The 25,251-nt window shown below is 61.4% G+C and carries 26 protein-coding genes and 1 pseudogene; 11 read left to right on the top strand and 16 right to left on the bottom strand.

What is annotated here, in order from left to right:
- Window position 1 precedes the first annotated feature (1 nt).
- Genes OS035_RS28815 through OS035_RS28805 form a run of 3 tightly spaced genes read right to left on the bottom strand, consistent with a single transcriptional unit; the run spans window position 2 to window position 2,408 of the window.
- Window positions 2-1,396, bottom strand: coding sequence for a sensor histidine kinase (locus OS035_RS28815; protein ID WP_097625212.1), 1,395 nt, complete (start codon window positions 1,394-1,396; stop codon window positions 2-4).
- Window positions 1,393-2,064 (bottom strand): response regulator transcription factor, encoded by a 672-nt coding sequence (locus OS035_RS28810; RefSeq protein WP_097625211.1) that lies wholly within the window; start codon window positions 2,062-2,064, stop codon window positions 1,393-1,395. Before OS035_RS28810 ends, OS035_RS28815 begins: the two co-directional genes overlap by 4 nt.
- Window positions 2,061-2,408, bottom strand: coding sequence for a PepSY domain-containing protein (locus tag OS035_RS28805; RefSeq protein ID WP_097625210.1), 348 nt, complete (start codon window positions 2,406-2,408; stop codon window positions 2,061-2,063). Before OS035_RS28805 ends, OS035_RS28810 begins: the two co-directional genes overlap by 4 nt.
- Window positions 2,409-2,537: 129 nt before the next feature.
- Here OS035_RS28805 and OS035_RS28800 point away from each other — a divergent pair, with 129 nt between their 5' ends.
- The gene (locus tag OS035_RS28800) at window positions 2,538-2,813 is read left to right on the top strand and encodes a PepSY domain-containing protein (RefSeq protein WP_183777769.1); all 276 of its coding nucleotides are present in this window, start codon (window positions 2,538-2,540) and stop codon (window positions 2,811-2,813) included.
- Window positions 2,810-3,373 (top strand): cytochrome b/b6 domain-containing protein, encoded by a 564-nt coding sequence (locus tag OS035_RS28795; protein ID WP_097625208.1) that lies wholly within the window; start codon window positions 2,810-2,812, stop codon window positions 3,371-3,373. Before OS035_RS28800 ends, OS035_RS28795 begins: the two co-directional genes overlap by 4 nt.
- 99 nt (window positions 3,374-3,472) lie before the next feature.
- On the opposite strand, the gene OS035_RS28790 is transcribed toward OS035_RS28795, so the two are convergent.
- A complete protein-coding gene (locus OS035_RS28790) occupies window positions 3,473-3,745 on the bottom strand; it encodes a DUF982 domain-containing protein (RefSeq protein WP_097625207.1) in 273 nt (90 codons plus the stop codon).
- Between the two features lie 387 nt (window positions 3,746-4,132).
- On the opposite strand from OS035_RS28790, the pseudogene OS035_RS28785 reads away from it, so the two are divergent.
- A pseudogene (locus tag OS035_RS28785) lies at window positions 4,133-4,517 on the top strand (EF-hand domain-containing protein).
- 51 nt (window positions 4,518-4,568) lie between these two features.
- Window positions 4,569-4,958 (top strand): DUF302 domain-containing protein, encoded by a 390-nt coding sequence (locus OS035_RS28780; protein ID WP_097625205.1) that lies wholly within the window; start codon window positions 4,569-4,571, stop codon window positions 4,956-4,958.
- Window positions 4,959-5,096: 138 nt separating this feature from the next.
- Here OS035_RS28780 and OS035_RS28775 read toward each other — a convergent pair whose 3' ends face one another.
- Window positions 5,097-5,792 (bottom strand): VIT1/CCC1 transporter family protein, encoded by a 696-nt coding sequence (locus tag OS035_RS28775; protein ID WP_097625204.1) that lies wholly within the window; start codon window positions 5,790-5,792, stop codon window positions 5,097-5,099.
- A gap of 289 nt (window positions 5,793-6,081) precedes the next feature.
- Between OS035_RS28775 and mgtA the strand changes: the two genes are divergently transcribed.
- The gene (mgtA, locus tag OS035_RS28770; protein WP_331814366.1) at window positions 6,082-8,727 is read left to right on the top strand and encodes a magnesium-translocating P-type ATPase; all 2,646 of its coding nucleotides are present in this window, start codon (window positions 6,082-6,084) and stop codon (window positions 8,725-8,727) included.
- Between the two features lie 31 nt (window positions 8,728-8,758).
- Here mgtA and OS035_RS28765 read toward each other — a convergent pair whose 3' ends face one another.
- Genes OS035_RS28765 through OS035_RS28755 form a run of 3 tightly spaced genes read right to left on the bottom strand, consistent with a single transcriptional unit; the run spans window position 8,759 to window position 10,643 of the window.
- Window positions 8,759-9,778, bottom strand: a complete 1,020-nt coding sequence (locus OS035_RS28765) for an ABC transporter ATP-binding protein (RefSeq protein WP_375166049.1) — start codon at window positions 9,776-9,778, stop codon at window positions 8,759-8,761.
- A gap of 7 nt (window positions 9,779-9,785) precedes the next feature.
- The gene (locus OS035_RS28760; protein WP_018073256.1) at window positions 9,786-9,938 is read right to left on the bottom strand and encodes a hypothetical protein; all 153 of its coding nucleotides are present in this window, start codon (window positions 9,936-9,938) and stop codon (window positions 9,786-9,788) included.
- 39 nt (window positions 9,939-9,977) lie between these two features.
- The gene (locus tag OS035_RS28755; RefSeq protein ID WP_331814363.1) at window positions 9,978-10,643 is read right to left on the bottom strand and encodes a CBS domain-containing protein; all 666 of its coding nucleotides are present in this window, start codon (window positions 10,641-10,643) and stop codon (window positions 9,978-9,980) included.
- Window positions 10,644-10,887: 244 nt separating this feature from the next.
- On the opposite strand from OS035_RS28755, the gene OS035_RS28750 reads away from it, so the two are divergent.
- Window positions 10,888-11,940, top strand: a complete 1,053-nt coding sequence (locus OS035_RS28750) for a type III polyketide synthase (RefSeq protein ID WP_183853855.1) — start codon at window positions 10,888-10,890, stop codon at window positions 11,938-11,940.
- A 219-nt stretch (window positions 11,941-12,159) separates the two neighbouring features.
- Here the strand turns inward: OS035_RS28750 and OS035_RS28745 are convergent, their stop codons facing one another.
- From OS035_RS28745 to OS035_RS28735, 3 genes are read right to left on the bottom strand one after another with little or no spacing between them, the layout of a single operon-like run.
- Window positions 12,160-13,332 (bottom strand): acetate/propionate family kinase, encoded by a 1,173-nt coding sequence (locus tag OS035_RS28745; RefSeq protein ID WP_097625202.1) that lies wholly within the window; start codon window positions 13,330-13,332, stop codon window positions 12,160-12,162.
- Window positions 13,325-13,678: a hypothetical protein gene (locus OS035_RS28740; protein WP_097625201.1), complete on the bottom strand. Its 354-nt coding sequence runs from the start codon at window positions 13,676-13,678 to the stop codon at window positions 13,325-13,327. Before OS035_RS28740 ends, OS035_RS28745 begins: the two co-directional genes overlap by 8 nt.
- On the bottom strand, window positions 13,659-15,293 hold the full coding sequence (locus OS035_RS28735) for an MBL fold metallo-hydrolase (RefSeq protein WP_097625200.1): 1,635 nt from the start codon (window positions 15,291-15,293) through the stop codon (window positions 13,659-13,661). Before OS035_RS28735 ends, OS035_RS28740 begins: the two co-directional genes overlap by 20 nt.
- Window positions 15,294-15,507: 214 nt before the next feature.
- On the opposite strand from OS035_RS28735, the gene OS035_RS28730 reads away from it, so the two are divergent.
- A complete protein-coding gene (locus OS035_RS28730) occupies window positions 15,508-16,155 on the top strand; it encodes a BON domain-containing protein (protein ID WP_183777773.1) in 648 nt (215 codons plus the stop codon).
- 77 nt (window positions 16,156-16,232) lie between these two features.
- Here the strand turns inward: OS035_RS28730 and OS035_RS28725 are convergent, their stop codons facing one another.
- Window positions 16,233-16,742 (bottom strand): Hsp20/alpha crystallin family protein, encoded by a 510-nt coding sequence (locus OS035_RS28725; RefSeq protein ID WP_165503981.1) that lies wholly within the window; start codon window positions 16,740-16,742, stop codon window positions 16,233-16,235.
- 205 nt (window positions 16,743-16,947) lie between these two features.
- On the opposite strand from OS035_RS28725, the gene OS035_RS28720 reads away from it, so the two are divergent.
- Window positions 16,948-17,391: a hypothetical protein gene (locus OS035_RS28720; protein WP_097625197.1), complete on the top strand. Its 444-nt coding sequence runs from the start codon at window positions 16,948-16,950 to the stop codon at window positions 17,389-17,391.
- Here OS035_RS28720 and OS035_RS28715 read toward each other — a convergent pair.
- Complete coding sequence (locus OS035_RS28715; protein WP_097625196.1) at window positions 17,354-18,097, bottom strand: response regulator; 744 nt, start codon at window positions 18,095-18,097, stop codon at window positions 17,354-17,356. The genes OS035_RS28720 and OS035_RS28715 overlap by 38 nt on opposite strands.
- 174 nt (window positions 18,098-18,271) lie before the next feature.
- On the opposite strand from OS035_RS28715, the gene OS035_RS28710 reads away from it, so the two are divergent.
- Both OS035_RS28710 and OS035_RS28705 read left to right on the top strand, forming a co-directional pair.
- The gene (locus OS035_RS28710) at window positions 18,272-18,955 is read left to right on the top strand and encodes a helix-turn-helix domain-containing protein (RefSeq protein ID WP_331814357.1); all 684 of its coding nucleotides are present in this window, start codon (window positions 18,272-18,274) and stop codon (window positions 18,953-18,955) included.
- The gene (locus OS035_RS28705) at window positions 18,933-20,879 is read left to right on the top strand and encodes a hybrid sensor histidine kinase/response regulator (RefSeq protein ID WP_097625194.1); all 1,947 of its coding nucleotides are present in this window, start codon (window positions 18,933-18,935) and stop codon (window positions 20,877-20,879) included. The genes OS035_RS28710 and OS035_RS28705 overlap by 23 nt, the downstream gene beginning before the upstream one ends.
- Window positions 20,880-21,146: 267 nt before the next feature.
- Here OS035_RS28705 and OS035_RS28700 read toward each other — a convergent pair whose 3' ends face one another.
- The 3 genes from OS035_RS28700 to OS035_RS28690 all read right to left on the bottom strand — a co-directional run bounded on the left by OS035_RS28700 (window position 21,147) and on the right by OS035_RS28690 (window position 24,366).
- On the bottom strand, window positions 21,147-21,794 hold the full coding sequence (locus OS035_RS28700) for a BON domain-containing protein (protein ID WP_097625451.1): 648 nt from the start codon (window positions 21,792-21,794) through the stop codon (window positions 21,147-21,149).
- Between the two features lie 124 nt (window positions 21,795-21,918).
- Window positions 21,919-23,274 carry a trypsin-like peptidase domain-containing protein gene (locus OS035_RS28695; protein ID WP_331814354.1) on the bottom strand — a complete coding sequence of 452 codons (1,356 nt, stop codon included), beginning with the start codon at window positions 23,272-23,274 and terminating at the stop codon, window positions 21,919-21,921.
- Window positions 23,275-23,382: 108 nt separating this feature from the next.
- The gene (locus OS035_RS28690; protein ID WP_183777776.1) at window positions 23,383-24,366 is read right to left on the bottom strand and encodes a zinc-dependent alcohol dehydrogenase family protein; all 984 of its coding nucleotides are present in this window, start codon (window positions 24,364-24,366) and stop codon (window positions 23,383-23,385) included.
- Window positions 24,367-24,961: 595 nt separating this feature from the next.
- Here OS035_RS28690 and OS035_RS28685 point away from each other — a divergent pair.
- Complete coding sequence (locus OS035_RS28685) at window positions 24,962-25,240, top strand: universal stress protein (protein WP_331814352.1); 279 nt, start codon at window positions 24,962-24,964, stop codon at window positions 25,238-25,240.
- Window positions 25,241-25,251: the final 11 nt, after the last annotated feature.

Genomic DNA, 25,251 nt, shown 5'->3' with positions numbered 1-25,251 from the left:
GTTATGTCGTCGTCGCTACTCTGGGATGGAGCGCTCGGGAGGCGATGACGTCAGGGAAGACGACTTCCGCACGAAAGCCACCTTCAACACGGTTTTCCAACGTGAGCGTCAGATCGTACACCGCTGCAATCTCCGACACTATGGCAAGACCTAGACCAGAGCCGGGTTTGAGACGGTCGAGACGGACACCCCGGCGCGGAAGATCGGGCAATCTCTCTGGCAAGACGCCTGGGCCGTCGTCCTCGATCGTGAGACGGCTCTGCCCATTTTGTCGAATCGCGGTGACATGGATCCTGCTCCTGGCCCACTTGCAGGCGTTCTCAAGCAAGTTGCCCGCAAGTTCGCGGAAGTCGTACGGATCGACGGGAACGCTGAAGTCCTCGGCCACGTCTATTTCCCATGCGAGGCGTTCACCTGCCTCAGTGTGTCGGAGCATTCGAACGGTCTCGCTGATGATCTTCTCGACGTCGGCATCGCCACTTCGCTGATCAGGGCTCGGGGTGATACGGGCTCGGGCGAGCTCGTGCTCGACGTGCGAAAGCATAGTCTCGGCAAGATGGTCGAGTTCATCGGCGATCTCGGCCTCGCCCTTCTCCCTGAGTGAGTACGCGTTGTTTGTGAGAACGGTCAAAGGCGTCTTCAGTCCGTGGGCGAGATCACTGGCCCTACTCCTGGCCTTCTCCATCGCGGCGGCCTGGCTTTGCAGCAGCTTGTTCAGTTGGTTGACGAGCGGTTGGACCTCGCGCGGATAGGCCCCCGCCAGTCGGCTGGCCCTCCGGTCGCGGACGGCTTCAAGATCACGACCGATGCGGTCGAGAGGTCTCAATCCGATCCAAAGCTGACCGATCGACATCAACACGAGTAGCGCAGCAAGAACGGCGACATAGGGCAGAATGTCGAGAGCAAATCCAAGGCGAGCGCTGTCGACCTCGTCGGCATTCACCGCCACCGCGATGCGAATGGGCCTCCTGCCCTCAGGCGCGGCCAACGACAGAACGCGTTCCTGAACAAGGACATCTTTCCCCTCCGGGCCGGAGAGACGATATTGGTGCATGATACCGACAGGATGCGACTCCTCCGGCAGAGGCAGGACATAGTCGAAGAGCGAGGACGATCGGACCTCCGCCTTCCCCACGGGATCGTCGATCTGCCAGTAGAGACCCCCATAGGGTATCAGGAAACGATTGTCCGGAGGGTTCTCGGGCACCTGCAGCCTGCCTCCGGGCAAGAAGCGGATCACAGCCGCCAGACGGTTTATGTGTCCGGTCAGCTCGTTCTGCACGCGCTTGCTGTAGCTGTCCGCAAAGATCTGGACGAGAGCGACGGATGCAGCAGCAAGGCATATCGACACAGCTATCAACGACGTGATGATGAAACGGCCGTGAAGCGACCTCATGTCCCCTCGCCCGATGCTATCTGGTATCCGAAGCCTCGGCGCGTGACGATCGCGTCCCTTCCAAGCTTCTTTCTCAGCCGTCCGATCAGGACCTCCACCGAATTGCTCTCCCGTTCAAAGTCCTGAGTGTAAAGCTGCTCGGTAAGCTCGAGCTGGGAGATCGCGCGACCTCGATTCTGCATCAGCACCAACAGACATTTATACTCCATTGGCGTGACGTCGACAGGCATTCCGTCGACCATGACCGCGCGTCGGCGGGGATCGATAGAAACGGGACCTGACGACAGGACCGCGCTGGCGTGCCCGGAGTACCTGCGCAGGACTGCGTGCAGCCTGGCGAGAAGCTCCGCAATGCGGAATGGCTTGCCAAGGTAGTCGTCGGCGCCAGCATTGATGCCCTCGACGCGTTCCTCCCAGTTGCCGCGCGCCGTCAAGATGATCACCGGCATGTCACGACCGTTCGACCGCCACTTTTTGAGGATCGTTAGGCCGTCGATCTTCGGCAGACCCAGATCAAGGATGACGGCGGCGAACTCGTCATGCTCGCCAGCGAACAGTGTGGCTTCCCCATCGGATTCGTGGACGACGTTGAAACCGGCCTTGGTGAGCTGGGCGGTCACGTCACGGGCGATGAGCGGGTCGTCTTCGGCAAGCAACAGGCGCATCATTCGTTCTCGATTTCGGCGATCCTGCCTGACGCGGCGTCCACTTCCACCTCGGTGACCTGACCGCCGCCCCTCAGAATCCGGAACTCGTAGATTATGCGACCGTCATGCCGATCGACACTGACATCGATCAACTCGCCGGGCAGCTTGGCGAGGACTTTCGCCTTCAGTACGGCAAGAGGCAGAATCTTCCCTTCGTGGACTCGTTTAGGCAGGTCGTCGTGCGACGGCAGGTCATCCGCTTCGCGGGAACGAGCAGGCAAATCGTCGGCATGTGCGCTCCATACCGGAAGCGACGGCCACAGAAGGACAAAGCAGACGAACGCGAGCGTGCGGGGCGGGTACATCGTCGGAGAATATCCTATCGAAGGTGACAATAACCTGACAATCGCGATCAGGTCGCCGTCAGGTCGCGCCCCATAGGTTCGAAGCCGACCAGAGAGCAAAACCGCTCCTGGGATGATGGAGAAAAACCAATGAAGAAGATCATGTTCGCAACCCTCCTGCTCGCCACCGCGTCGATCGGCGTTGCCCGCGCCGAAGAGGGTCAGAATTGCACCCAGGCTCCCAAGGACAAGTGGCTGAGCCAGGACGGCATCAAGGAAAAGGCCAAAGCCGCGGGCCTCGACGTGCGCCGGGTGAAAATGGAGGGCAGTTGCTACGAGGTCTACGCCGTCGATGCGAAGGGCAAAAAGGTCGAAACGCTGTTCAACCCGGAGACCGGCGCAGTGGTCGGCAACGAAAGCGAATGACCATGGGCAGGATGGACATGGATGCGGCGGGCGCTTGCTCGCCGCCAAAGATCAGGGTCTGGGACCCGGTGGTGCGGGTGTTCCACTGGGGTCTGGTGGGTCTGTTCGCCTTTTCCTATCTGACCGGTGACGAGTGGAAGCAGGCGCATATTCTGTCGGGCTACGCCATTGTCGGCCTCCTGCTCGTGCGAATCATCTGGGGCTTCGTCGGCAGTCACCACGCGCGCTTTTCCAATTTCATCTACGATCCGGTCACGACCCTCGGCTTCGTGCGTGACAGCCTGGCCATGCGCGCCAAGCGCTACATCGGCCACAATCCGGCCGGAGGCGCGATGGTGTTCGCGCTGCTCGTCGCGATCTCGGGCATTGCCGCAACCGGGTACATGATGACGACGGACACCTACTGGGGAATGGAATGGGTGGAAAGGGCGCATGAACTGCTGGTCGATGTGACGCTTGGCCTCGTCGGTCTTCACGTTGCAGGCGTCCTCCTGGCAAGCATCGAGCACAGGGAAAACCTTGTCCGAGCGATGGTAACCGGCAGGAAGCGAGCCGATTGACCTGGATCGGCGTCGCGGCCGAGTAGGACCTGAAGCCATGGAAGGCACCTGGGTTAAGGACTTGTTGCTCACTTGACCGAGCTGATCTCGTCCTGGGGTCTACGAACAACCACGGGGCGCGCAGGTGGACATCTTGGCTTCGTCAGCGGCCTGAATGAAAGCCTGACGCGCGGTCTCCTGCGAGACATGCCCGCTTACGGCCGCGGCGCAGATCTCTCTCGCGAATGCGAGTTTTCTTCGCGAGCCCTTCCATCGGTTGGCGAAAAAATCGAGCGCCTCGCTCGCTCCGCCGATAGCCTGAGGGACGCTCATGCCCACCTGGACAAAAACGGTTTCCGACCAGGTTCGTTCTATCTGTTTCTGGGGAGCCATCCTCGATCTCCTGAAAGTTTCGAACCGCGAGCGGGGCATCATCACGAGGGCGGACAAACGATCAGGCGTTGGCTGATGGCGTCAGAATACCCGGTTCGAACGGCGTGGACGTTGATATCGATCAAGCCAGGCACGATCGCACTCTGAAATCACCTTGTTCTCGCCTTAGCCGGCTCAATCCTCCGTGTCGCTTCAGCCGCGATCGTTCCTCGATGACGCAGGTGGCTGGCGTCGCAGTCATGGCGCGGCGCGAAGGCGATCGGTCCGTCCTCGACGACTCGAACCATACAAGTGGTTTGATCCAGCGCAATGTCTGAAACCGGTGTGCATCGTATCCTCAAGGGCGCTCCAACTCGTGGAGGACAATACTCAAAGAGGAGAGTCAGGATGTCCATGTTCAGACTGCCAACGATCACTATGCTGGCCTTGCTCGGTGCCGTCGGCGCCATGGGCAGCGCCTCCGCCCAGACGAAAAGTCCAGACCCGGCCCAGTCTGAGGCTAAACCCGAGGCCGACGGATCGGAAATGATGCCAGGCATGATGGGCCGCAACATGATGCCATCTGGCATGTACCCAGGAATGCGCATGATGGGGCCAATGCGCGGTCATATGGTGAAGATCATGTTTGCCATCGCCGATAGCGATGGGGGACGGTGCAGTTTCTTTCGAAGAGTTGACCGCAATCCACAAACGCGTCTTCGACGCGGTCGACGCGAACAATGACGGCAAAGTCACACCTGAAGAAATGCAGGCGTTCATGCAAGACATGTGATTGGACGCTGGCATTGCCGGCCGTTGCATGGGAGCCCGAAGGAGACTTCTCATGACCTATACGCTGGATAGGACCCTCTGGGCGACCAGTTTCGACGATGCGGTCGGCAGGACGAAATCCGCTCTCTCCAAGCACGGTTTCGGAGTTCTAACGGAGATCGATGTCAAGGCAACCATGAAAAAGAAGATCGACGCCGACATCGACGACTACCTCATCCTCGGAGCCTGCAATCCGCGCATGGCGTTCGAAGCCATGAAACTGGAACCGAAGGTGGGGGCCATGCTCCCGTGCAATGTCATCCTGCGCGGGGTCGATGGCGGCAATGTCATGGTGAGCGCCATCGATCCGGTCGCATCCATGCAGGCGATCGACAACGAAACGCTTGCCAGTCTGGCAGGCAGGGTCCGCTCGTTGCTCGCCCAGGCGGTGGCCGAGATCTGACGATTATGAGTTCCGGCCCCCGAGCCTTGAGGAGTCGAAATTGCGTCCGCTCCTCTTTCGTTGCGACCAGAACCGCAACATCCTAGAACTCACCGCGTCCTCAAGCAGGGCGTGCAGGAAGGGGCAGAAAGTTACTCGTCAGACTGCGGTGCCAACCAACGCACCGATCCCCGCCGTCAATGCCATAGCGAAAGCGCCCCAGAAAGTGACGCGAGTGGTGGCCCTCCAGACGTTGGCGCCGCCCGCTTTCGCACCGATAGCGCCCAGCAGCGCGAGGAAGGCCAAAGACGCGGTTGCAACGGTATAGATCAGCAACGAGGCGGGCGAAAGTACGACCATGAGCAGGGGCAATGCGGCCCCCACCGCAAACGTGAGGGCTGACGTCAAAGCTGCCTCAACCGGCCGGGCCGCCATGTGTTCGACGATACCGAGTTCGTCGCGCGAGTGCGCGTCGAGAGCATCATTTGCGGTCAGTTGGATCGCGACTTGCCTGGCCAGTTCGTCGGTGAGACCGCGTTTGACGTAGATCTCCGTCAACTCCTCGCACTCAGCTTCGGGTTGCGTCTCCAACTCGATCCGTTCTCGCGCGAGATCGGCTTCCTCGGTGTCCGCTTGGGAGCTTACCGACACGTATTCGCCGGCCGCCATGGACATCGCGCCCGCGACCAGACCAGCGACGCCTGCTACCAGGATCTGCGAGGGTCCGGCGGACGCGGTAGCGACGCCCATGATCAAGCTCGCCGTCGAGACGATTCCATCGTTTGCGCCGAGGACGGCAGCCCGTAGCCAACCGATGCGAGAGACCAGGTGATGTTCCGAATGCAGTCTGCTCATGCGCGTCTCCAGGACAAAGTCGATTTTGACGTAGTGAGTGCGAGATTAACCGATGAGCGCAACGTCGATCACGAGCAACGCGGCACTCGCGATCACACTGCGACGGGCACCCAGAACGGGCAAAGGTTTCGGCTGCCATCGAGCGGCGGGACCTTACCGGGTTCGAACGGCGCGAACGTTGATATCGATCAAGCCAAGCCCCTTCGACGCAAAATACGAAACTTGACAACCATCAATGACGTCCTCCTGGCGAAGACGATAATCGGCGAAATTACATACGGAGTTCGCCATGGATATCCCCGTTCCTCCTTCTCCTCTACCTTCGTCCACTTTAGAAGTTGCGATCCCTACATACTGGACGAGATCGCCCTCGGAGCTCGGCGCTGCCCTCGCCACGTCCCTGCAGGACGGACTGACGACCGCCGAAGCCGAAGAACGCGTGCGACGGTTCGGACCGAACTCTCTTTCCGACGAAAGCCGTGGAGGCATGCTGGCAGACTTCGCGCGCCAGTTCAAAAGCCCGCTCGTGCTCGTGCTGGTGTTCGCAGCGCTCGTCGCGGGTGGCGTCGGCGAAGTCCGCGACGCCATCATCATCGGCATCATCATTCTCGCTAGCTGCTTTCTCGGCTTTCTGCAGGAACATGGCGCGCAACGAGCGATCGAGGCGCTGCGACAGCGAATTTCTCTCACTTCAAAGGTCCGCCGCGACGGCGCGGACAAGGTCGTTGCCGCAATCGGCATCGTACCGGGCGACCTGATCCTGCTCTCGGCCGGGAGCCTCGTGCCCGTCGACGCAGTCGTCATCGTCGCGCAGGATCTCAACGTCAGCGAAGCGACGCTCACCGGAGAGACTTTTCCCGTAGCGAAGGCGCCCGGCGTCTCAACCAAAGACGCCGGTCTTGCGGATCGTTCCAACTGCGTGTTCACGGGAACCTCGGTTCGGAGCGGCACAGCGACTGCCCTTGCCATCGCGACCGGCCCGCGCACGGAATTCGCACGGATCGCCAGCGCCGTTGCGCGTCAGATCCCGGAAACTGAATTTGCGCGAGGTGTTCGGCATTTCGGATTTCTGATGACGCGGATCATGCTCTGCATCGTCGTCGTCGTCCTGGTGGCGAATCTCCTGCTTCACAGACCTATCGTGGACTCTCTGCTTTTCTCGCTCGCGCTTGCCGTCGGCCTGACGCCGGAACTGCTGCCTGCGATCATCAGCGTGACGCTCGCGCGCGGCGCCCGGACGATGTCGAAGTCTGGCGTGATCGTCCGCCGCCTTGATGCAATGGAGAACCTTGGCAGCATGGACGTGCTCTGCACGGACAAGACGGGCACGCTGACCGAGGGCGTCATCCGCCTCGACAGTTGTGTCGACGCGCAGGGCGTCGTCTCACCTGAAGTGAGACGGCTGGCACTTCTCAATTCAGCGCTTCAATCGGGAATGAAGAATCCTCTCGACGACGCCGTGACGGCCACGATCGCGGCCGGAGAGATCTCTTCCGAAGCCCGCAAGCTTGCCGAGATCCCGTACGATTTCTCGCGCAAGCGTCTATCCGTAATCGTCGGTGGAAAGGACGGGCCACCGCTGTTGATCTGCAAAGGAGCGACCACCAACGTGATCGACGTCTGCGCCACCGTCATGACCGAGGGTCGCGAGCTGGCATTGGACGACTATGTCCGCAAACAGTTGGACGACGTCTGTCGGCAATGGGGAGAAGCAGGCATGCGCGCGCTCGCAGTCGCCACCCGGCCCATATCCGAAGCAACTTCCAAGATGTCGCGGGAAGACGAATTCGGACTTTGCCTGCAGGGTTTTCTGCTCTTCTCAGATCCGCCGAAGGCCGACATTTCAGCCGTAGTAGCAAGCCTCGTCGAACGAGGAGTGCGGATCAAGGTGATATCGGGAGACAACCGATATGTCGTCCGGCATCTCGCGTCGTCCATCGGCATCGATGGTTCCCGTATGCTCACGGGGAAAGATGTCGGCAGCATGAGCAACGACGCACTGTTCAGCCGTGCGGGAGAAACCGACCTGTTCGTCGAGATCGACCCAAACCAGAAGGAACGGATCGTGGCGGCCCTTCGCAAGGCCGGACACGTCGTCGGATATCTGGGAGACGGGATAAACGACGCGCCGGCCCTTCACGAGGCGGACGTAGGGATTTCGGTGGACGGCGCGGCCGACGTCGCCCGAGAGGCCGCCGACGTCGTCCTGATGCGGCAGGATCTCGCGGTCCTTTCCAAAGGGGTGGACGACGGGCGTAGGACCTTCACCAATACGATGAAGTACATATCGATTGCGACGAGCGCTAACTTCGGCAACATGATCAGCATGGCAGCGGCGTCGCTCGTGTTGCCGTTCCTGCCGCTCCTTGCCAAGCAGATACTGCTAAACAATCTGCTGTCGGACCTGCCGGCGATGGCCATCGCCACGGACAAGGTCGATTCGGCAGACCTTCGGCGTCCGCAGCGTTGGGACATCTCACGCATCAAGAGGTTCATGCTCTGGTTCGGGCCGCTAAGTTCTCTCTTCGATCTGGCGACGTTCGTCGTGCTCCTGGGAGTGTTTTCCGCCGGACAGGAAGAGTTCCGGTCCGCGTGGTTCGTGGAATCGCTAATGACGCAGTTGGCGACTATGCTCGTCATCAGAACGCCTGGTCCGATCTGGAGGAGCCGACCCAGTCCGCTGCTATTCGGCACGGCGATTGCCGTCGGTTCCGCGGGAGTGACCATCCCCTACACCCCGATCGGCGGGCTTTTCGGGTTCGTTCCGATCCCCCTCGAAATTCTCGCAGTGCTTTTGGGTATCACCTTGTTCTACGTATCAGCTCTCGAGACCGTGAAGATCTTCTACTTTACGACGCTGTCAACGCAGGACCATTCACAGCCTCGAGCGTCGCGCCGTCGGCCTCGCACTCGAACAAGGCGCCATTCAAAATAGGCGTGGTCGCTCAGCGCGGGAGCGCGGAATCTCAAAATGCACTTATATTTCGTATTTCGTGGTTGCCACCGCCATCGAACTTCGCGGCGTCCCTGATTAGTCGGTACTTCACCTGGGTTACCCTGAGGTCACGATACCAGTCCACGATAGCCCCCCAAGGGTCGACGATCTTCGCCAGTCCCGAGACAAATGCGACCACGGTCCCTATCTCGGTCTTGCCGGTGACAACGTAGTATCCCCCCAGGACGAAAATGCCAACGTAGCCCAATTGCGCCATGAGATTCATGAGAAAGTTCATGGCGTACTTGTATCGGCAGATCCCCATGTTGGCGGAGAAGATCGCTCCGATGCGCGAAGTTTGAGGATCCTCTCCCTGGCCACCTTCGATCGCATGCACCATGCCTTCGCTGACGTCGCGCATGATGGCGACCTTCGCCTCGACCCGGCGGTTGATCGCGGCCTGCATCATTGGGACGAAGGCAATCTGCGGGGCAAAGGTCGCTGCGACGGCCAGCATCATCAGCGGCTGGAGATAGATCAGGTAGCTGCAGACGGTGACAAGGATGCCGACCTGCAGCAGCGGCTCGGAGATGCTGGTTCCAACGAAACCGCCGACCGGCTCGGCTTCCGCAAGAACAATCGACAGTTCGACGCCCTCGAGCATGGATTCTGATGGCGGCGTCTCGGCCTGATGCAGAACACGCGCCCGCAGCCAGAGCGTGCCCCTCTCACCCACCCAGCTTCTGTAGAGATTGAGGGTGAATTTAATGGCGCCCTCCACCACTGCCACCGCGAGATAGAGCGAAACGAGAAAGAGAAGCGACCCGTACGAAGCTCGCTGGGTCGCCTCGTTGACGATCCGACGCTGGAGTTCGAGAGGCGCCGCGCCGATAGCAAACAGAACCAGGGACAACCCGGCGATCAACGCCTGATGACGCCTTCCCATCAACCAGATGAAACCGAACAGGTCGGAGGGCATCGAATCCGTCGCACTTCCGGTCCTTTGCGAGAAGCGGCCAAGCAATTCAGTCCTGGAGCGCCAAATGTTCATTGCGCACTCACGGGTCAGAAAGAGAGCGCTCGACGCGCCCGCTTCGAGAGTCGTCGGATGGTTTCACCAGCAGGACGCCCACGACCGTCCCGACCATGAGGATCAGGATGACGAGGAGAAGCCTCGACATGACGGCGTCTGCGATGACCCTGACAAACATGACGGAAACTCCAGGCACGATTTCATCGTTCGAGGTGGCTCACCATGCGGAAGCCAGGGTGATCTTGTTCACCACGCCGCCGACGCCGCGGACGCTTTCCGCCGCCACCCTGGCCGCTGAGCGTTCCAGCTCCGTCTCGACCTCTCCCTTCAGGGTGACCACCCCGTTGGAGACGGTCGCAGCGACCATGGGGGGCGTTATTTCAAGCTCGGCGTTCAGGCGGCTACGAACCGCGATCCCGAGGGCCTCGTCGCCGGAAGCGGTGCACTGCCGTGGAACATCGAGAAGCGCTCGCATCAAGTCGCGACGGCTGATCATTCCGGCGAGCCTGCCGTTCTCGACGACGGGCAGGTGTTTGATGTCGTGGGCCTGCAGGAGTTCGGCGAGCTGGCTCGCGGTGGCGGTCGGAGCGGCGCTGATGACAGGCGTCGACATCACGTCCTTGACGCGCCAGCTTCGGGCCTTCACATAGTCCGCCAGTGCATCTTCGCGGTCGCGCGTATGCGGTACCGCCCGTCTCGCCCAAGACGACGCCACCCGGCGCAGCAGGTCTCCCTCGGTGACGATGCCCGTGAGCCGCCCTTCGCCATCGACGACGGGCACCGCGCCGATCTTGCTGGCGTTGACGATCTCGACGGCTTTCTTGATGTTGTGTCCCTCGTCGAGCGTCGTCACGGGGGTCGTCATGATGTCTCTAGCAAGCATCGCACTGTCTCCTTGTTGATCAAACAATTACGGAGCCAACACGCGTTGAGCGCATTGACGTGGATCAAGCCTGACACGAAGCCGCGGGAGGCCGTCTTCGCGCATCGTCGTCTCCGGAGCCTTCCGACGAAGTGCGGCATCAGGCTCGCCGGCATTGCAACCTTTTGCAGGATCAAGACGTTATGGTTCGTTCTCGTCCTCGCGCGGCACACCAAAGTCTTTCCGCGCCGTCGCAAGGAGTCTTATGCAGCATTCCGTCAAGCTGGTATCCGTCGGTACCGCAGTTCCGCCACATGTCATCGAGCAGCGTGACGCGGCGCGAGCGTCGCACACCGCGTTCTCATCACGATTTGACGATTTCGAAAAGCTGGCAAGGGTGTTCGAAACCTCGGGGATTCAACGCCGCTATGGCGTCCGGCCGATCGATTGGTATCTCGAGACGTCGGGATGGCCCGAACGGAACCTTGCTCATATCGAGGGCGCGTGTGCGATGTTCATGTCCGCCGCCAGCAAAGCTCTGGCGTCGGCGGGCCTTACAGCAGGCGACGTCGACACGATCGTAACGGTCTCCTCGACTGGTATTGCGACACCCAGTCTGGAAGCGAGGGTAAGCAGAGAGCTGGGTTTCCGGGACGACGTCGAACGGGTGCCCGTGTTCGGCCTCGGCTGTGCCGGCGGAGTCTCCGGACTTTCAATCGCGTCACGGCTGGCGGCATCCCGGCCAGGCTCGGTCGTGCTGGTGGTCGCGGTCGAGACCTGCACATTGGCATTTCGCATGGACAAGCTTACGAAGGCGAACATCGTGGCGACCGCCCTCTTCGGCGACGGGGCCGCCGCCTGCGTAGTCCGTGCCAGCGAGGCCGGTCTGGCCGAGATCGAATTTGCAGGCCAGCATACGTGGCCCGACACGCTGGACATCATGGGGTGGAGCGTCGATCCGGAAGGTCTGGGCGTGATCTTCGACCGTGCGATACCGCCGTTCGCCGAAACTCACGTGCTGAAGGGCGTAACATCCATACTCGCCCGATCAGATCTCACTCCTGACGACGTTGACCGGTTTGCGTGCCACCCCGGCGGATCCAAGGTCATCACCGCCTTGGAAGCGGCACTCAAACTGAGCCAGGGAACCCTCGACAAGGAACGTGAGGTTCTCTCGGATTATGGGAACATGTCGTCGCCAACCGCGCTGTTCGTACTCGAGAAGCTTCTTGCGCACGGACTACCCAGGAGAACCGTCCTGACGGCGATGGGACCGGGCTTCACGCTTAGCTGCCTCTCGTTGAGGGCTGCAGCATGATCCCCTCTATCATTCTTCTCGCCGCGGTCACGCTAGAGCGGGTGGTGACGCGGTTGAGATGGGCGTAGATGAAGTTGAGGCCGGGCGTCGTTCCCAATGTCCGAGAAGGCGGGGCTTGATTTGTTCGGGCCGATGCGGCTCGCGCAGAAGTTGGCGGTCGATGAGTTCGAGTTCGCGCTCGGTCGGCGGTGGGCTGCTATGTTCAAACATGTTCGACCCTTAAAGCCTGTGCCGGCTGATGACTGCGATCGCTTCTTCGGCGATGACTTGTTCCTCGTTGGTCGGAATGACAAGGGCGACGATTTCGCTTTCCCTCGCGCTGATTACGGTAGCATTCATCTTGTTCGCGGGCTCGCTCAACGAGAGACCCAGCCAACCCAGATGGTGCGCGACGCCACTGCGTATTTCCGATTGATGCTCGCCGACGCCGGCGGTGAAGACGACGGCGTCCACCCCGCCTAGAGAGACGGCAAGCCTTCCTATCTCGCCGGCGATCCTGAAGCAGAAGAGGTCGAGGGCTTCCCTGGACGCCGGATTGAAGTCCTCCAGCAGGACCCGGACGTCACCGCTTTTCCCGGAGACGCCGAGTAGCCCGCAACGGTGGTGAAGGAAATCCTCGAGGCTGTCTGCGTCGTGGAAATTGTTGCGCAGAAGGTGGACGACAGCGCCGGGATCGAGCGACCCCGGCCGGGTCGACATCGGAACTCCGCCCAGCGGGGAGAAGCCCATGCTGGTGTCTATGCTCACGCCGTCGACCATTCCGCAAAGGCTCGCGTCGCTTCCAAGATGCGCGCAGATGATACGGCCGGCGGCCAGGTCTGGATCGTGTTTCCTGAGCTCGCCGGCGACGTACTTATAGGAAAGTCCGTGGAAGCCGTATCTGCGGACCCCGGCGTCGTGCAGCTCTCTGGGAATGGCGAGCCGCGCGGCAAGACTGCTCTGCGACGAATGGAATGCGGTATCGAACGACGCAGTCTGCGGTATGTCCGGATATGCACTCCGGACGGCGCGAACGATCGCAAGCGCCGGAGGAAGGTGCACCGGCGCGAGATGCGTCAGGTGTTCCATTCTGAGGACGACGTCTGGCTCCAGAAGAACGGGGCCATCGAAGACCTGTCCGCCGTGGACGATTCGATGGCCGGCCACCACGGGGTCGAATCCTCTGCGGACAATGCAATCGACGACCTGCAATACCAGCCGCGCGTCGATCTCTGTACTGGACGGAAGATCGACAGCCTCGTCCCCGCCAGAAAATCGCAAGGTGAACCTTGGCTGGTCCCCGAGCGTGGCAATACCACCTCCCAGCCGGAGTGCTCGACCGTCCTTCAGGCTGAAGACGCCGACCTTGAGGCTGGAGGACCCGGCGTTGAAAGTGACGGCAACCCTATCCATGGCCCGAAGCCCTGGAGCGTGCCGTCCCAGCAGACTTCGCAGCCACCTTCGTTGCGCCTTGCCTGGCTGCCTCCTTGCTTGCCTCTTCGAAGAACTCGCATGCGTACTCGAGGACGGACGTCTCGTCTTCCGACGACAGACCGAACGGCGCGCACTGCTCCTTCATGGCCCGCAAGACCTTCTTCTTTAACGCAGCGACCGCAAAGGCATTCTTCGAAGCGAGAACCTCCCTCAGGCAGGTTATAGCGACGACCTCCAGGACGGTAAGCTTGCCTTGCACCTCACCCTGGGTCGGTATCGCGAAGCGTTCTCCGCCGCGCTTGCAGTCACGATCCATGATCAACATTGCCGTCTCTCCTCCCTTCGGCAGCCGAAACTTCGTCCGGGTCCAGTGCGCGTCGAAGCCTGCGCAGCACGACCGCGCGACCCTTCTCGTCGGCGACGGATTTCAGACGATCGGACAGGTCCAGAACGAACCGCTGATAGTCGTTGTTCCAGTCTGGCTTGCCGGGCACGACCGGCTTGATACGTGCGGGCCTCGTGTCTTCGATGAGGCGTGCACCCGCCGGTGAAAGCTCGTAGGCATCATCCAGCGACGGGCAGACGACCTTTGCCGAAACTTGCTTCGAGAGACGCGCGGACATCGCTTCACGAGCGCGCTCCTCTCCATGGACAAGGAAGACTGCGTTCCGGATCGGCTCCCGCTCGGCAACCCACGCATCCAGTTCGCTTGCATCCGCGTGTCCGCTGTAGGCGTCGAGCGTGGCCATCCTGGCGCAGACGTGAATCTCCTCGCCCTGGATGCGGATATCGGTAGCGCCCTCCTGCAGGATACGGCCAAGCGTCCCCGCCGCCTGGAACCCGACGAACAGCACAGTGCACTCCGGCCGCCAGAGCCAGTTCTTCAGGCGGTGGCGAATCCGCCCTGCCTCGCACATTCCGCTTGCCGCAATGATGATGTGAAAGCCCCGGACGAGATCGAGCGCCTTCGACTGCTCGGCAGTCTCCGTGAAGCGCACGTTTTGAGCGTTAAGCGCGCGAAGGAACGCCTTGCCGTGACCGAGGTCCGCCGCATGCTTCTTGAATGCCTCGGTCGCTCTCGACGCGAGCGGCGAGTCTATCATGATAGGGCACCGTGGCACCTCTCCTTCGTCCATGAGGGCCACGAGGTCAGTCAGCACCTCCTGCGTCCTCTCGACGGCGAAGGAGGGAATCAGAAGAACCCCGCTGGGGCTGTTCGAAGTCGCGACTACTTCGCGCAGCCGGTCCCGTCGATCTTTCAGAGCGTATTCTTCCCTTTCACGGTCTCCGTATGTGCTTTCGCAGATGAGGTAATCGACATCTGAAGGTGCCCGAGGGAGGTTTTCGAACAATTTGTTGCTCGCGCCGACGTCGCCGGAGAACAAAGATCTTGTCGCCCCGTCGGCGCCTGGCGCCTCGACTTCGATCGATGCGGAACCCATCAGGTGTCCAGCATTCCAATAACGGAACTTCACGCCGCCAACGGTCTCCCGCCACTCACCGTACTCGACGGCAATGAACTGCGGCAGCATTCTGCGGGCGTCGTCGGCGGTATAGACGGGCTCCACCGTCTCTCGCGCCCTTCTCCGATTCCTTCGATTGAGCTGCCGGACCTCCGACTCCTGGATGTGACCCGAATCCTGCAGCATGATCGTGCAAAGGTCGATGGTTGCTGCCGTTGCAAAGATTGGCCCGGCATATCCCGCGTTCGCAAGCTTCGGAAGCAGCCCCGAGTGGTCGATGTGCGCGTGTGTGAGTAGCACGGCGTCGATCCGCGACGGCTCGAAGGGAAATGGTTTGTAGTTGAGTTCCTTCTCCGACTTCGAGCCCTGGAACATTCCACAGTCGATGAGAATGCGTGTGTCACCGCTCTCTAAAAGGAAGCACGATCCGGTCACCGACCCAGCGGCGCCATGGAAGTGAAGGATCGGATTGGCCATGACAGCTCCTATGTGTTGTCGGGTACTTTAAGGCATTCCGGACGAAACCACGTTGACGAAGGTCAAAGACCCGTTCGCGGCTCGCCTGATCGGCAATTTGGGGGTGATGCAGGCCACCGCCAGGTTCGATTGACCAAGCGCAAAGCCAATAATTTTGGATGGCGCATCATACCCCACGAGGCCAACGCGCTTCGGAACCCAACAGGAGGTAAAAATGACGGACTTGGCAATCCAACAGGACATACTCGACGAGCTGGCGTTCGAACCCAGCATCGACGCCGCCCATATCGGGGTCTCGGTGGAAGATGGCATTGCGACCCTCTCCGGTCATGTGTCGACCTACGCGGAAAAGCTGACAGCGGAAGACGTCGCGGCGCGGATGAAGGGCGTCCGGGCGGTGGCTGTAGAGATCGAGGTGCGGCGCGTCGGTCACAAGCAGCATGCGGACGACCAGATAGCATCGCGGGCGATCGACATCATCGCCTGGAACACGGCGCTCCCGGAGGGATCGGTGCATGTAAAGGTCGAGAGCGGCTGGGTCACGTTGTCGGGCGAAGTGCGCTGGCGGTTTCAGAGGACTGCCGCCGAACATGCCGTCAGGAAGCTCGGCGGCGTGGTCGGCGTCATCAATCTGCTGACGATACGGCCGTGCCCGACGGTGTCGGACGTCCGCCGTCGGATCGAGGACGCCCTGAAACGGAGTGCCGAAGTCGACGCTGGAGGGATCACGGTCAAGGTTCAGGACGACAAGGTCGTTCTCGAAGGGGGCGTGCGCGCCTGGCACGAGCGCGGCGTCGCCGAGCGGACGGCCTGGTCCGTACCAGGCGTTGCCGCCGTCGAGAACCACATCCGCATCAACTGAAAAAGAGGGAGGGGCCCGCCCCTCCCTCTCCGCGCCCCACCGTACGCGCCACCCCTCGGCGTAGCGGGGGTTGACCGTCAGGCCGCCTTCACCGTGATCTTCTTGCTGTTTTGCTGCCGCTCGGGTGTCTTCGGCAGCGTCACCTTGAGAACGCCGTTGGAGAACTTTGCCTCGATCTTCTCGCTGTCCACGCCGCGCGGCAATTCCAGGCTTCGGTGGAACGACCCGTAGCGCCGTTCGGAGAGGTAATAGTCCTTTTCCTTCTCTTCCTTGGCCTCGTTCTTCTCGCCCTTGATGGTGAGCACACCGTCGGCGAGCGTGATGTCAAGATCCTTGGCGTCGACGCCTGGAAGCTCGGCCGACAGCTCGAAGGCTTTGTCGGATTCAACGAGATCGACGGCGAGCATGCCGCGCGAGAACGCGGCCGGCATCCTGCTGAAGGCCCGGTCGAAAATCGACGGGCTCCCGAAGTCGTTGAACACGCGGTCGATCTCGGACCGGAGGCTGTCGAGGGGCCACCAGCGGTCGGCGGGGGCCGCCGGCCTTGCTTCGGTCTTAACGGAAAGTTTCGTTGAAGAGTCTGCCATTGTCATTCTCCTTCTCTCAAGAATGCCGTCGTTCACAGGCGGCGACGCGTACATAGAACAGTCCATTGCAATCTCAGTCTTTGATCACCATCAAATCACCCTGGCTTTTGTCATTCGAGTTTCCCAAACTGAGGATTGACTTGGGACAAGGTCCTAACTGCCGGACCATGCGAAGATTTCCTCTCGATCGAGGAGGAAAGCCGCCATGACATCGGGATATTGCGTCCACCTGCTCCACTTGGACGATGCGCTGATCGCCTACAGCCTGATTCAGGTGGCGGCTCCGTGCTTTTCTGCCGACGATTGGGCGCGAGTGGTGGCGAGCGCCGATCGGTGGACGCTCGTCTCGTTAAAGGATCCGGCAGGTTATGTGCGTGGGCTGGCCGTCTACCGGATCGGCACGCATCCGATCGCCGGACGATTGATGGACGTGCCGATCTTCGCGGTGGCGAGCGTCATTGACGACGTGACCATCACGGACCTCCTGTTCACCTCGCTGCGAAGGCGATCGGCGGGATGCGACTACATGCGGTTCTGGGCGCAGTTTCCAGGTGATTTCTCAGAGATGGAAAGCGAAGACCGATTTCGCCGGTGGGATCATGGCCTGATGTTCAGGATCGACCAGAAGCCGTCTCCGGCCTTGCTGTAAAGAGATATCCGACGCCGCGGACGGACTTAATCAGGCTAGGATTGGCCGGATCCGTCTCTATCTTGCGCCGCAGCCTCACGATCAGCGCGTCGATAGTTCGGTCGAAGCCGTCGCGGCCACGCTTGTGCGTCAAGTCCATCAGTATGTCACGGGTCATGACGCGCCCGGCATGGGTGGCGAATACATGCAGCATGTCGAACTCCCCCGTCGACATCGCCACTTCGTCCCCGGCCGGGTTGGTCACCGCTCTCCGTTCTACGTCAAGCCGCCATCCCGCGAAACGGAGCACGCCTTCTTCCGGGGGTGCGGGTTCGGTTGAAACTGTTCGTCTTCGCAGAACCGTCCTCACGCGGGCGAGCACCTCCCGGAGATGGAATGGCTTGCCAATATAGTCGTCCGCGCCGACCTCCAGACCGACGACGCGGTCCATCACATCGTCGCGGCCGGACAGCATGATGATGGGGACGTCCGAACCTGAACGGATTTCCCTTGCGAGTTGGAGTCCGTCGCAGTCTCCCGGCAGGACGACGTCGAGCAGGACGGCGTCGAATTTCGCGCCCGCCATTCTCGCGCGCATCTGTGAGCTGCTGCCTGCCACGTCGACGTCGAATCCCTCCTCGCCGAGGTACTGCGCAAGCATTCTCTGAATCCGGACATCGTCGTCCACGACAAGTATGCGGGTCCGCCTGAGAGTTCCGCTCGTCATTCCGGCATTCTTCGCTTGTTACGGATTGTTACACAATCGCACCAAGTCTTACGCTTCTCGCATTCCGGTGTCATCAGGGTTCGGTCAAATCCAGGCCAAGCAACGGCAGATGGAGGCCACGACATGCAAGCGGTATCAAACATCCATTCACTCGAACGGCCGCGGGCGCATGGAATGATCGACTTCGCGCCCCTGTTCATGCGCCAGACCGTCGAGACTGCCCAGTCGGGAACCACGATCTTCTTCGAGGGCGACGCCGCCCGCCATGTGTTTCGCATCGTCCGCGGGAACGTCCGCATATGCCGGTTCCTTCCCGACGGCCGCCGCCTCATCATCGGTTTCCTTGGCGCGGGCGACCTGGTCGGCTTGTCATTTCGCAACCGCTACATGTTTGCAGGCGAGGCCATCGATGACGTGGCCTTCACCCGGATGAACAAGCGGACGCTGGAAGAGGAACTGCAACTCGTGCCTGATTTCCGCCTTCAGCTTCTGTCGCAACTTCGCGACGAAATCTCGGCGGCACAGGACCACATGCTCCTGCTGTCGCATAAGAACGCCGAGCAGCGTGTCTGCACCTTCCTTCTTCATCAGCTGGAGCGGAACGAGGGGCGGGACGGCCGGACGATCAGTCTGCCAATGGTGCGCGCCGACATCGCCGACCATCTCGGCATGACGATCGAGACCGTGTCGAGGACGCTTACCAAGCTGGTGGCCAAGGGCATACTATTGCCTGCGGACAAGCATCAGTTCAAGGTTGCCAGCCGGTCGTCACTGGCCCGCGCCGCCGACGAAGACCCGGACGACGAGTTCGAAGAGACAGACTCTGGAGCACGCTATGCTGGAATACGCTACCAGTGAAACCGACCTGGACCGGATCGTGCGCATATTCGACGGGGCCAACCTCATCGTCCACGGCTTGGACGGCGTCATCCAGCGCTGGACCTCGGGCTGCGAGCAACTCTACGGATGGTCCGCCACGGAGGCTGTAGGAAAGGTGGTGCACGAGCTCCTGGATACGCAATTTCCGGCAGACGTGGCGGAGATTCGAGCCAATGTGCGTACCAAGGGATCTTGGAGCGGTCAGGTGGGTCACCGACGGAAGGACGGTGTCAGGCTGGCCATTGTGACACGGTGGACCCTCCTCGAACTTGGCGATCCTGACACGCTCATCGTCCAGTCCAACAACGACGTGACACTCATGCAGGAGGTCGAGCACGAACTGCGGGAGCGACAGGCTCACCTCCAGTCCATTCTTGATACGGTCCCAGACGCAATGGTCGTCATAGACGACAGAGGTGTCATCGCTTCTTTCAGCGCTGCGGCGGAGAAACTCTTCGGCTACTCCGCGCACGAGACCACCGGGCGGAACGTCTCCATGCTGATGCCCTCGCCCGACCGGGAGGCGCACGACGGATACTTGGATTCATACATCCGGACCGGGCGCCGCCGGATCATCGGCTATGGGCGCGTGGTCGTCGGTCTCAGAAAGAACGGGACCACCTTTCCGATGGAGCTCTCGGTCGGCGAGGCGATCGTGGGCGGCAAGCGGACCTTCACGGGCTTCGTAAGGGATCTCACGAGCCGCCACCGCATAGAAGCCGAGCTCCGGCAGTCGCAGAAGATGGAGGCGGTCGGCCAGTTGACTGGAGGGCTCGCCCACGACTTCAACAATCTGCTCGCCGTCATCAGCGGCAACCTCGAAATGCTGGAGGCCCGTCTGGCCGAGCCGGGGCAGTTGTCCCTGCTGCGCGAGGCGCAGTCCGCGGCCGACGACGGCGCCAGACTGACCTCGCAGCTTCTGGCGTTCGGAAGGCGGCAAGCTCTCGCACCGAAGGTGCTGGACGTCGGCGCCCTGCTTGGAGAGTTTTCAGACCTCGTCCAGCGAACGCTCGGCGACTCCGTCGAGCTCCGGACGATCATTCCTGGACGGCGGCTGAGCGCAATGGCGGACAAGGCGCAGCTCCAGAGCGCGCTTCTCAACCTTTCGCTCAACGCCAGGGACGCGATGCCTGCCGGCGGCCGCCTGGCGATCGAGATATCCGGCGTCGAGATCGACTCCGACTACGCCGGCATGTACCCGGCGATCCGCCCCGGCAAATACGTCCTCATTTCGGTGACAGACACGGGCACTGGAATGACCTCGGAGGTGATGGAACGTGCTTTCGAACCGTTCTTCACAACAAAGCCGACGGGTTCGGGAACGGGACTTGGGCTCAGCATGGTCTACGGTTTCGCCAAGCAATCCGCAGGACACTTGCAGCTCTATAGCGAACCTGGCGAGGGGACGACGGTACGCCTCTTCCTTCCACGCGCCGACGCCGGAAAAGATTCCCTTCCCGGCGAACAGCGGGCCGAGGACGCCCCGTCTCGAGGCACGGAAACCATCCTGGTGGTCGAGGACGACGCGAGAGTTCGCAGAGTGACGGTCGGCCGTCTGGAGACGCTTGGCTATTCAGTGATCGAAGCTACGAACGGGATCGACGCGTTGAAGGAGCTGGAGGCGGCGCATGACGTAGCGCTTCTGTTCACCGATGTTGCCATGCCTGGGATGAACGGCGACGAACTGGCCCGAAGGGTACGCGAGCGCTGGCCGACGGTGAAAATTCTTCTCACGTCGGGCTTTTCGGAGCCTCATGCTGCGGAGAAGGAGATCGAAGCGGGCGCCGGCTGGCTGAAGAAGCCGTATACGGCTTCGGAGATGTCGGCTCGTCTCAGGCTGCTGCTCGACGCGAGGCATGATCGAGATTCTGCTCGACTGCAGGATTTCAATTTAAAAAAATGAACGCGGCGCGGACGGCGTCGAGGCGCATGTCTGTCTTCGCGGAAGATCCCGCGGGCTACGTCCCCGCCCAAGGCCGTTCTCCAAGAACAACAAAGGTTTCCCTGCACTCGCGACGGAGGCTCTGCATTGGCAAGCACGGAATTTCGGAGACGAGATTTGCGCGCAAGTCGATCTCGGAAATTTGAGGCTATGCAAAGGGCGCTCAGCGGCGCCCTTGCTGCTGAATGTAGGCGGAGCGGCTAACGTCTAGCAGCCCACGATATTCGATCACCCGACCGTCAGCCGATCGTCGAGAGTGCTGATCCCCGGAGCGGACCATGCAGCGCGTTCCGCCGCCTGCCGTTCCGACCAGGTCTTCACCTTGCCTGAGAGGATAACCTTTCTGCCTTTCACATCGATCCTAATTGCATCGGCGTCAAGAGCGGCGTCGCGCTGAAACGCATCCTCTATGCGCTTCTTGACATCCACGGCCGTAACGCGGGGCTTCAGCTCCACGAGATTGGATACCCCCACCACGCCGGCGAGATCGCGCACTGCGTCGTAAGCCGCGTTCTTTTGATATTGCCACTCGACCTCGCCCCGCAGGGTCACCCACCCTGTGAGAACCCGCACCTGCACGGAATCCTTTGGCACGGAAACGTTCCAGTCGAGCATTTTGACAGCTCGCCGGGCGATGTCGTCGTCGTCTGTTTCCTTGGGTCCGAAGATCCGCACTTCAATTTCGGCAGCAATTCCGCGCACGCCCTTGACGCGACGAACCACCCGCTCGGCGGCTTCCTTCTCCGCGTAGGTGCGCACATGACCCGTCAGGGTTACAATCCCGCTGTCGACCGCGACGCCGATATCAGCCGCGTCGATGCTGGGCTCGAATTCCATTTCGTCAAGAATGTTCTGTCTGAGTTGAATGTCGTTCATGACAACCTCCTTCAGGTTTGCGACGTGCCGATCGTGCCAGCGCCGTAGAATTCCGTCTTTGATCTTCATCAAGCAGGTGAGCGACCTTGAGATCTCAGCGGACCGAACATCGTCTGCGAACTCGCTACTGAGTCTGCACGTCGGCGGCCAAGAAGACGCGGTGGCCGTTCCTCACGACGGTGATGAGAGCGCGGGCATGCTCCTTCAAGAGAATTGCGAGAAGTTGCCCGACGTCGGTCACCGGCTGCTGGTCGACAGCGACGATAACGTCGTCCGGCTGCAGGCCGGCCTGTGCAGCGACCGAGCCCTCCGTCGCGACGACGACGCGCGCGCCGAGACCGTCGGGGGAGTTCGCCATCTCGACGTCGGCGAGAGGGCCACGGGAGATATGGATGGTACGAGGAGCGGCCGGTTCGGCGACCGGTGCGGCGGATACCTCAGGAAAGACCTCTATCCTTCGGCTGGCGCGATCGATCTGGAAGGATGGCTTGGACTGCAATGGTAGCGATCCCACAAGCCTGCGTACGTCGGACGCGCCGCGCACCGTCCTTCCGTCGACCATTCGGACGACGTCGCCCGGCTGAATTCCTGCATTCGCAGCCGGCGAACCGGGCCGGACTTCGCTGACGAGCGCCCCCGGCCCTTCATCCACGCCGAACGCTTTTGCAAGACCGGGCGTCAGGTCCTGCGTGACCAGTCCCACCTCGCCGCGTACCAGCTTGCCGGTCAGGATGAGCTGCCGCATCACGATGCCGACGGTCTCGGCGGGCACTGCAAAACCAATGCCGATGCTTCCGCCGGCCGGCCCGATGATCGCGCTGTTGATCCCGACGACGACGCCGTCCTCGTTTACAAGTGCGCCGCCCGAGTTGCCGGGATTTGTCGAAGCGTCCGTCTGAATGAATCCTTCGTACCCCTCCGATCCCACGGCCCGGCGTCCAAGCGCGCTGACGATGCCCATAGTGGCGGTCTGGCCCAGGCCGAAGGGATTTCCGATTGCCACGACGACGTCGCCGACATGGAGCGAGGACGCGCTTCCAAAATCGGCATGAACAAGATGATCGGGTGGAATTTGAACGACGGCGACATCCGTCTCGGGATCGGCGCCGACGAGTTTCGCTTTGAAGCGTCGGCCATCGGAGAGCGCCACCTCGATTTTCGAGGCGCTTGCTATGACATGTTGGTTGGTGACGATGTAGCCGTGGACCTCGTCGATGACGACACCCGAGCCAGCCGATTGGAAGCCGTGCTCTGCCGGCGCGGCGTCGTCAGGTAGTCCGAAAAACTTTCTGTAGAAGGGATCGGCAAGCGTCGCATCCGCGTCGTCGAGTTCCTTGCCCTGCACCGAGATGCTGACGACGCTCGGCACGACACGCTGGAGCATGGGCGCGAGCGACAGGCTGTTTGCAACGGCTGGAGCCGACAACAGGCTCTCACCTGCGATGAAGAGCGCCCCCAGGGCTAGCAACGAACGCGACATCTCTGATCTCCTCGCGGAAGCGCCGCCGGTTGTCGACGGACGTCTTGACGAAGAAGCTTCCGTTTTGCCCGATCGATCCGCATTGATCCTCGTCAACGCGGATGGCGGCTATGGCACGATGATGGCTGCGCCGTTGATGCGGCCTGCCCGCAGATCGTCGAGAGCCTCGTTTGCATGTTCAAGCGCGTAGACGATGGTGACGCATCTGACCTCGGCCGCCTTCGCGATCGAGAAGAATTCCGCCCCGTCGCCCCGCGTCAGGTTCGCCACCGAGACGACCCGCCGCTCGCCCCAGAGCAGACGGTAGGGCATGCTCGGGATGTCTGACATGTGGATGCCGCCGCAGACCACCGTTCCGCCCTTCCGCACTACGTCGAGCGCCATCGGCACGAGCTCGCCGGCCGGCGCGAAGATGATGGCGGCGTCGAGGGGCACCGGCGGCCTCTCACCGGAGAACCCGGCCCAGACGGCGCCAAGATCAAGCGCGAACTTCCGCCCAGCCTCGTCTCCAGGACGCACGAACGCATAGACGCTCTGGCCCCGATGCTTGCACACCTGCACGAGGATGTGGGCGGCCGCGCCGAACCCGTAGATGCCGATCGTCCTCCCCTCGCCCGCCATCTTCAAGGATCGCCAGCCGATGAGGCCAGCGCAGAGAAGAGGCGCGGTCGCCACCGAGTCCGTATCGTTAGGCAATTCGAACGCGTAGCCCGCCTCGACGACCGCATGCGTCGCGAAGCCGCCGTCGATCGAGTAGCCGGTGAAGCCGGGGGCGTCGCAAAGATTCTCGCGACCCTGTCGGCAATATGGGCAGTGGCCGCAGGTGTGGCCCAGCCAGGGTACCCCGACTTTTCGACCGATAAGACGACGAGGAATGCCCTCGCCCGCTGCGATCACGGTTCCCACAATCTCATGCCCCGGAACGAGGGGAAGCTTTGGCTGGGAGAGGTCTCCGTCGCAGACGTGAAGGTCCGTCCGGCAGACGCCGCAGGCCTCCACCTTGACGACGACGTGGCCGGGCGACGCTGGCGGGTCCGGCCGCTCCACTAGACGGAGCTGCTGCCCCACCTCTTCCAGTACCATGGCCCTCACGTTTCCCTCCATCGGCATGGGCATCGCTATAGCCGTATCACCACCTACCGGGCCCTGGCTTGATCCCGGTCAAACATCCGGATTGATACTCGTCAAAGACCGATTGTCTTAGAGCAGATAGGCTCGTGGACACAGCGCCACGACCTCATCCAAAGGAGACGGACATGCGCGAACAAGAAGAGGCACGCAAGACAGCAACCGACGTAGCCACGACCATTCCTCCGGTCGAGCGAACGTCCGCAGACCTTGTTCTCGGACGTCGAGACGAGGATCGCTGGGAGGTGACAGCAGTGACGCCGCGAGGCGAGGCGTGGGCGAGAGACCATTTTTGCTGCGCGCTCCGGCAATCCTTCACTGGCACCAGTGTCTCGACATCATGAGCGCCGATCGGCTTCTCAAGGAAGCGCATGACGATGGGCTGACGACCGAGTTCGTCAGCCTATCTGGAAAGGACATATACTGACATGTTCGCCACCATCGTCTTCGCCATCGGCCGAGGATCCCGGCAACGCATGCTACAGCTCGTCGAAACGGCCCGCGCGCAGCTCGCGCCCAACGGAAGCCTCCACCTCATTCACGCGGTTGAGGGTCTGCCTTGTCTGCCGCGCCGGACGATTGGGCGGTCGATGTGATGGCCGCCGCCGAGAGCAGACTTTCGGAAGCTTTGCGGTCGACCAACACTCCTGCTTTGATACACGTCCGCGCGGGCAACCCGTCTCAGGTCATCATCGCCATCGCGAAGGAGATCGCCGCCGATCTCGTTGTGATTGCCTCTCACCGAGACGACGTGCTCGACCGAGTCTTCGGCTCGGTCGTGGACCATGTCGTGCAGCGTGCCCCATGCTCCGTGCTCGTCTTGCGAACGACCCGGTAAGCCCCGCGGTT

This window comes from Rhizobium sp. 268 (assembly GCF_036571585.1).
Taxonomy (GTDB): Bacteria; Pseudomonadota; Alphaproteobacteria; order Rhizobiales; family Rhizobiaceae; genus Rhizobium; species Rhizobium redzepovicii.
This window is presented reverse-complemented; position numbering and strand designations above follow the sequence as displayed.

Excerpts from the sequence above, each read along its gene's own strand:
- OS035_RS28720 (WP_097625197.1), top strand. The coding sequence starts at position 16,948 with ATGACATCGGGATATTGCGTCCACCTGCTCCACTTGGACGATGCGCTG.
- OS035_RS28695 (WP_331814354.1), bottom strand. The coding sequence starts at position 23,274 with ATGTCGCGTTCGTTGCTAGCCCTGGGGGCGCTCTTCATCGCAGGTGAG.
- OS035_RS28810 (WP_097625211.1), bottom strand. The coding sequence starts at position 2,064 with ATGATGCGCCTGTTGCTTGCCGAAGACGACCCGCTCATCGCCCGTGAC.
- OS035_RS28740 (WP_097625201.1), bottom strand. The coding sequence starts at position 13,678 with ATGTTGATCATGGATCGTGACTGCAAGCGCGGCGGAGAACGCTTCGCG.
- mgtA (WP_331814366.1), top strand. The coding sequence starts at position 6,082 with ATGGATATCCCCGTTCCTCCTTCTCCTCTACCTTCGTCCACTTTAGAA.
- OS035_RS28775 (WP_097625204.1), bottom strand. The coding sequence starts at position 5,792 with ATGAGCAGACTGCATTCGGAACATCACCTGGTCTCTCGCATCGGTTGG.
- OS035_RS28705 (WP_097625194.1), top strand. The coding sequence starts at position 18,933 with ATGCTGGAATACGCTACCAGTGAAACCGACCTGGACCGGATCGTGCGC.
- OS035_RS28755 (WP_331814363.1), bottom strand. The coding sequence starts at position 10,643 with ATGCTTGCTAGAGACATCATGACGACCCCCGTGACGACGCTCGACGAG.
- OS035_RS28700 (WP_097625451.1), bottom strand. The coding sequence starts at position 21,794 with ATGAACGACATTCAACTCAGACAGAACATTCTTGACGAAATGGAATTC.
- OS035_RS28780 (WP_097625205.1), top strand. The coding sequence starts at position 4,569 with ATGACCTATACGCTGGATAGGACCCTCTGGGCGACCAGTTTCGACGAT.
- OS035_RS28750 (WP_183853855.1), top strand. The coding sequence starts at position 10,888 with ATGCAGCATTCCGTCAAGCTGGTATCCGTCGGTACCGCAGTTCCGCCA.
- OS035_RS28790 (WP_097625207.1), bottom strand. The coding sequence starts at position 3,745 with ATGGCTCCCCAGAAACAGATAGAACGAACCTGGTCGGAAACCGTTTTT.
- OS035_RS28800 (WP_183777769.1), top strand. The coding sequence starts at position 2,538 with ATGAAGAAGATCATGTTCGCAACCCTCCTGCTCGCCACCGCGTCGATC.
- OS035_RS28805 (WP_097625210.1), bottom strand. The coding sequence starts at position 2,408 with ATGTACCCGCCCCGCACGCTCGCGTTCGTCTGCTTTGTCCTTCTGTGG.
- OS035_RS28745 (WP_097625202.1), bottom strand. The coding sequence starts at position 13,332 with ATGGATAGGGTTGCCGTCACTTTCAACGCCGGGTCCTCCAGCCTCAAG.
- OS035_RS28760 (WP_018073256.1), bottom strand. The coding sequence starts at position 9,938 with ATGTTTGTCAGGGTCATCGCAGACGCCGTCATGTCGAGGCTTCTCCTC.
- OS035_RS28730 (WP_183777773.1), top strand. The coding sequence starts at position 15,508 with ATGACGGACTTGGCAATCCAACAGGACATACTCGACGAGCTGGCGTTC.
- OS035_RS28710 (WP_331814357.1), top strand. The coding sequence starts at position 18,272 with ATGATCGACTTCGCGCCCCTGTTCATGCGCCAGACCGTCGAGACTGCC.
- OS035_RS28735 (WP_097625200.1), bottom strand. The coding sequence starts at position 15,293 with ATGGCCAATCCGATCCTTCACTTCCATGGCGCCGCTGGGTCGGTGACC.
- OS035_RS28725 (WP_165503981.1), bottom strand. The coding sequence starts at position 16,742 with ATGGCAGACTCTTCAACGAAACTTTCCGTTAAGACCGAAGCAAGGCCG.
- OS035_RS28795 (WP_097625208.1), top strand. The coding sequence starts at position 2,810 with ATGACCATGGGCAGGATGGACATGGATGCGGCGGGCGCTTGCTCGCCG.
- OS035_RS28715 (WP_097625196.1), bottom strand. The coding sequence starts at position 18,097 with ATGACGAGCGGAACTCTCAGGCGGACCCGCATACTTGTCGTGGACGAC.
- OS035_RS28815 (WP_097625212.1), bottom strand. The coding sequence starts at position 1,396 with ATGAGGTCGCTTCACGGCCGTTTCATCATCACGTCGTTGATAGCTGTG.
- OS035_RS28765 (WP_375166049.1), bottom strand. The coding sequence starts at position 9,778 with ATGAACATTTGGCGCTCCAGGACTGAATTGCTTGGCCGCTTCTCGCAA.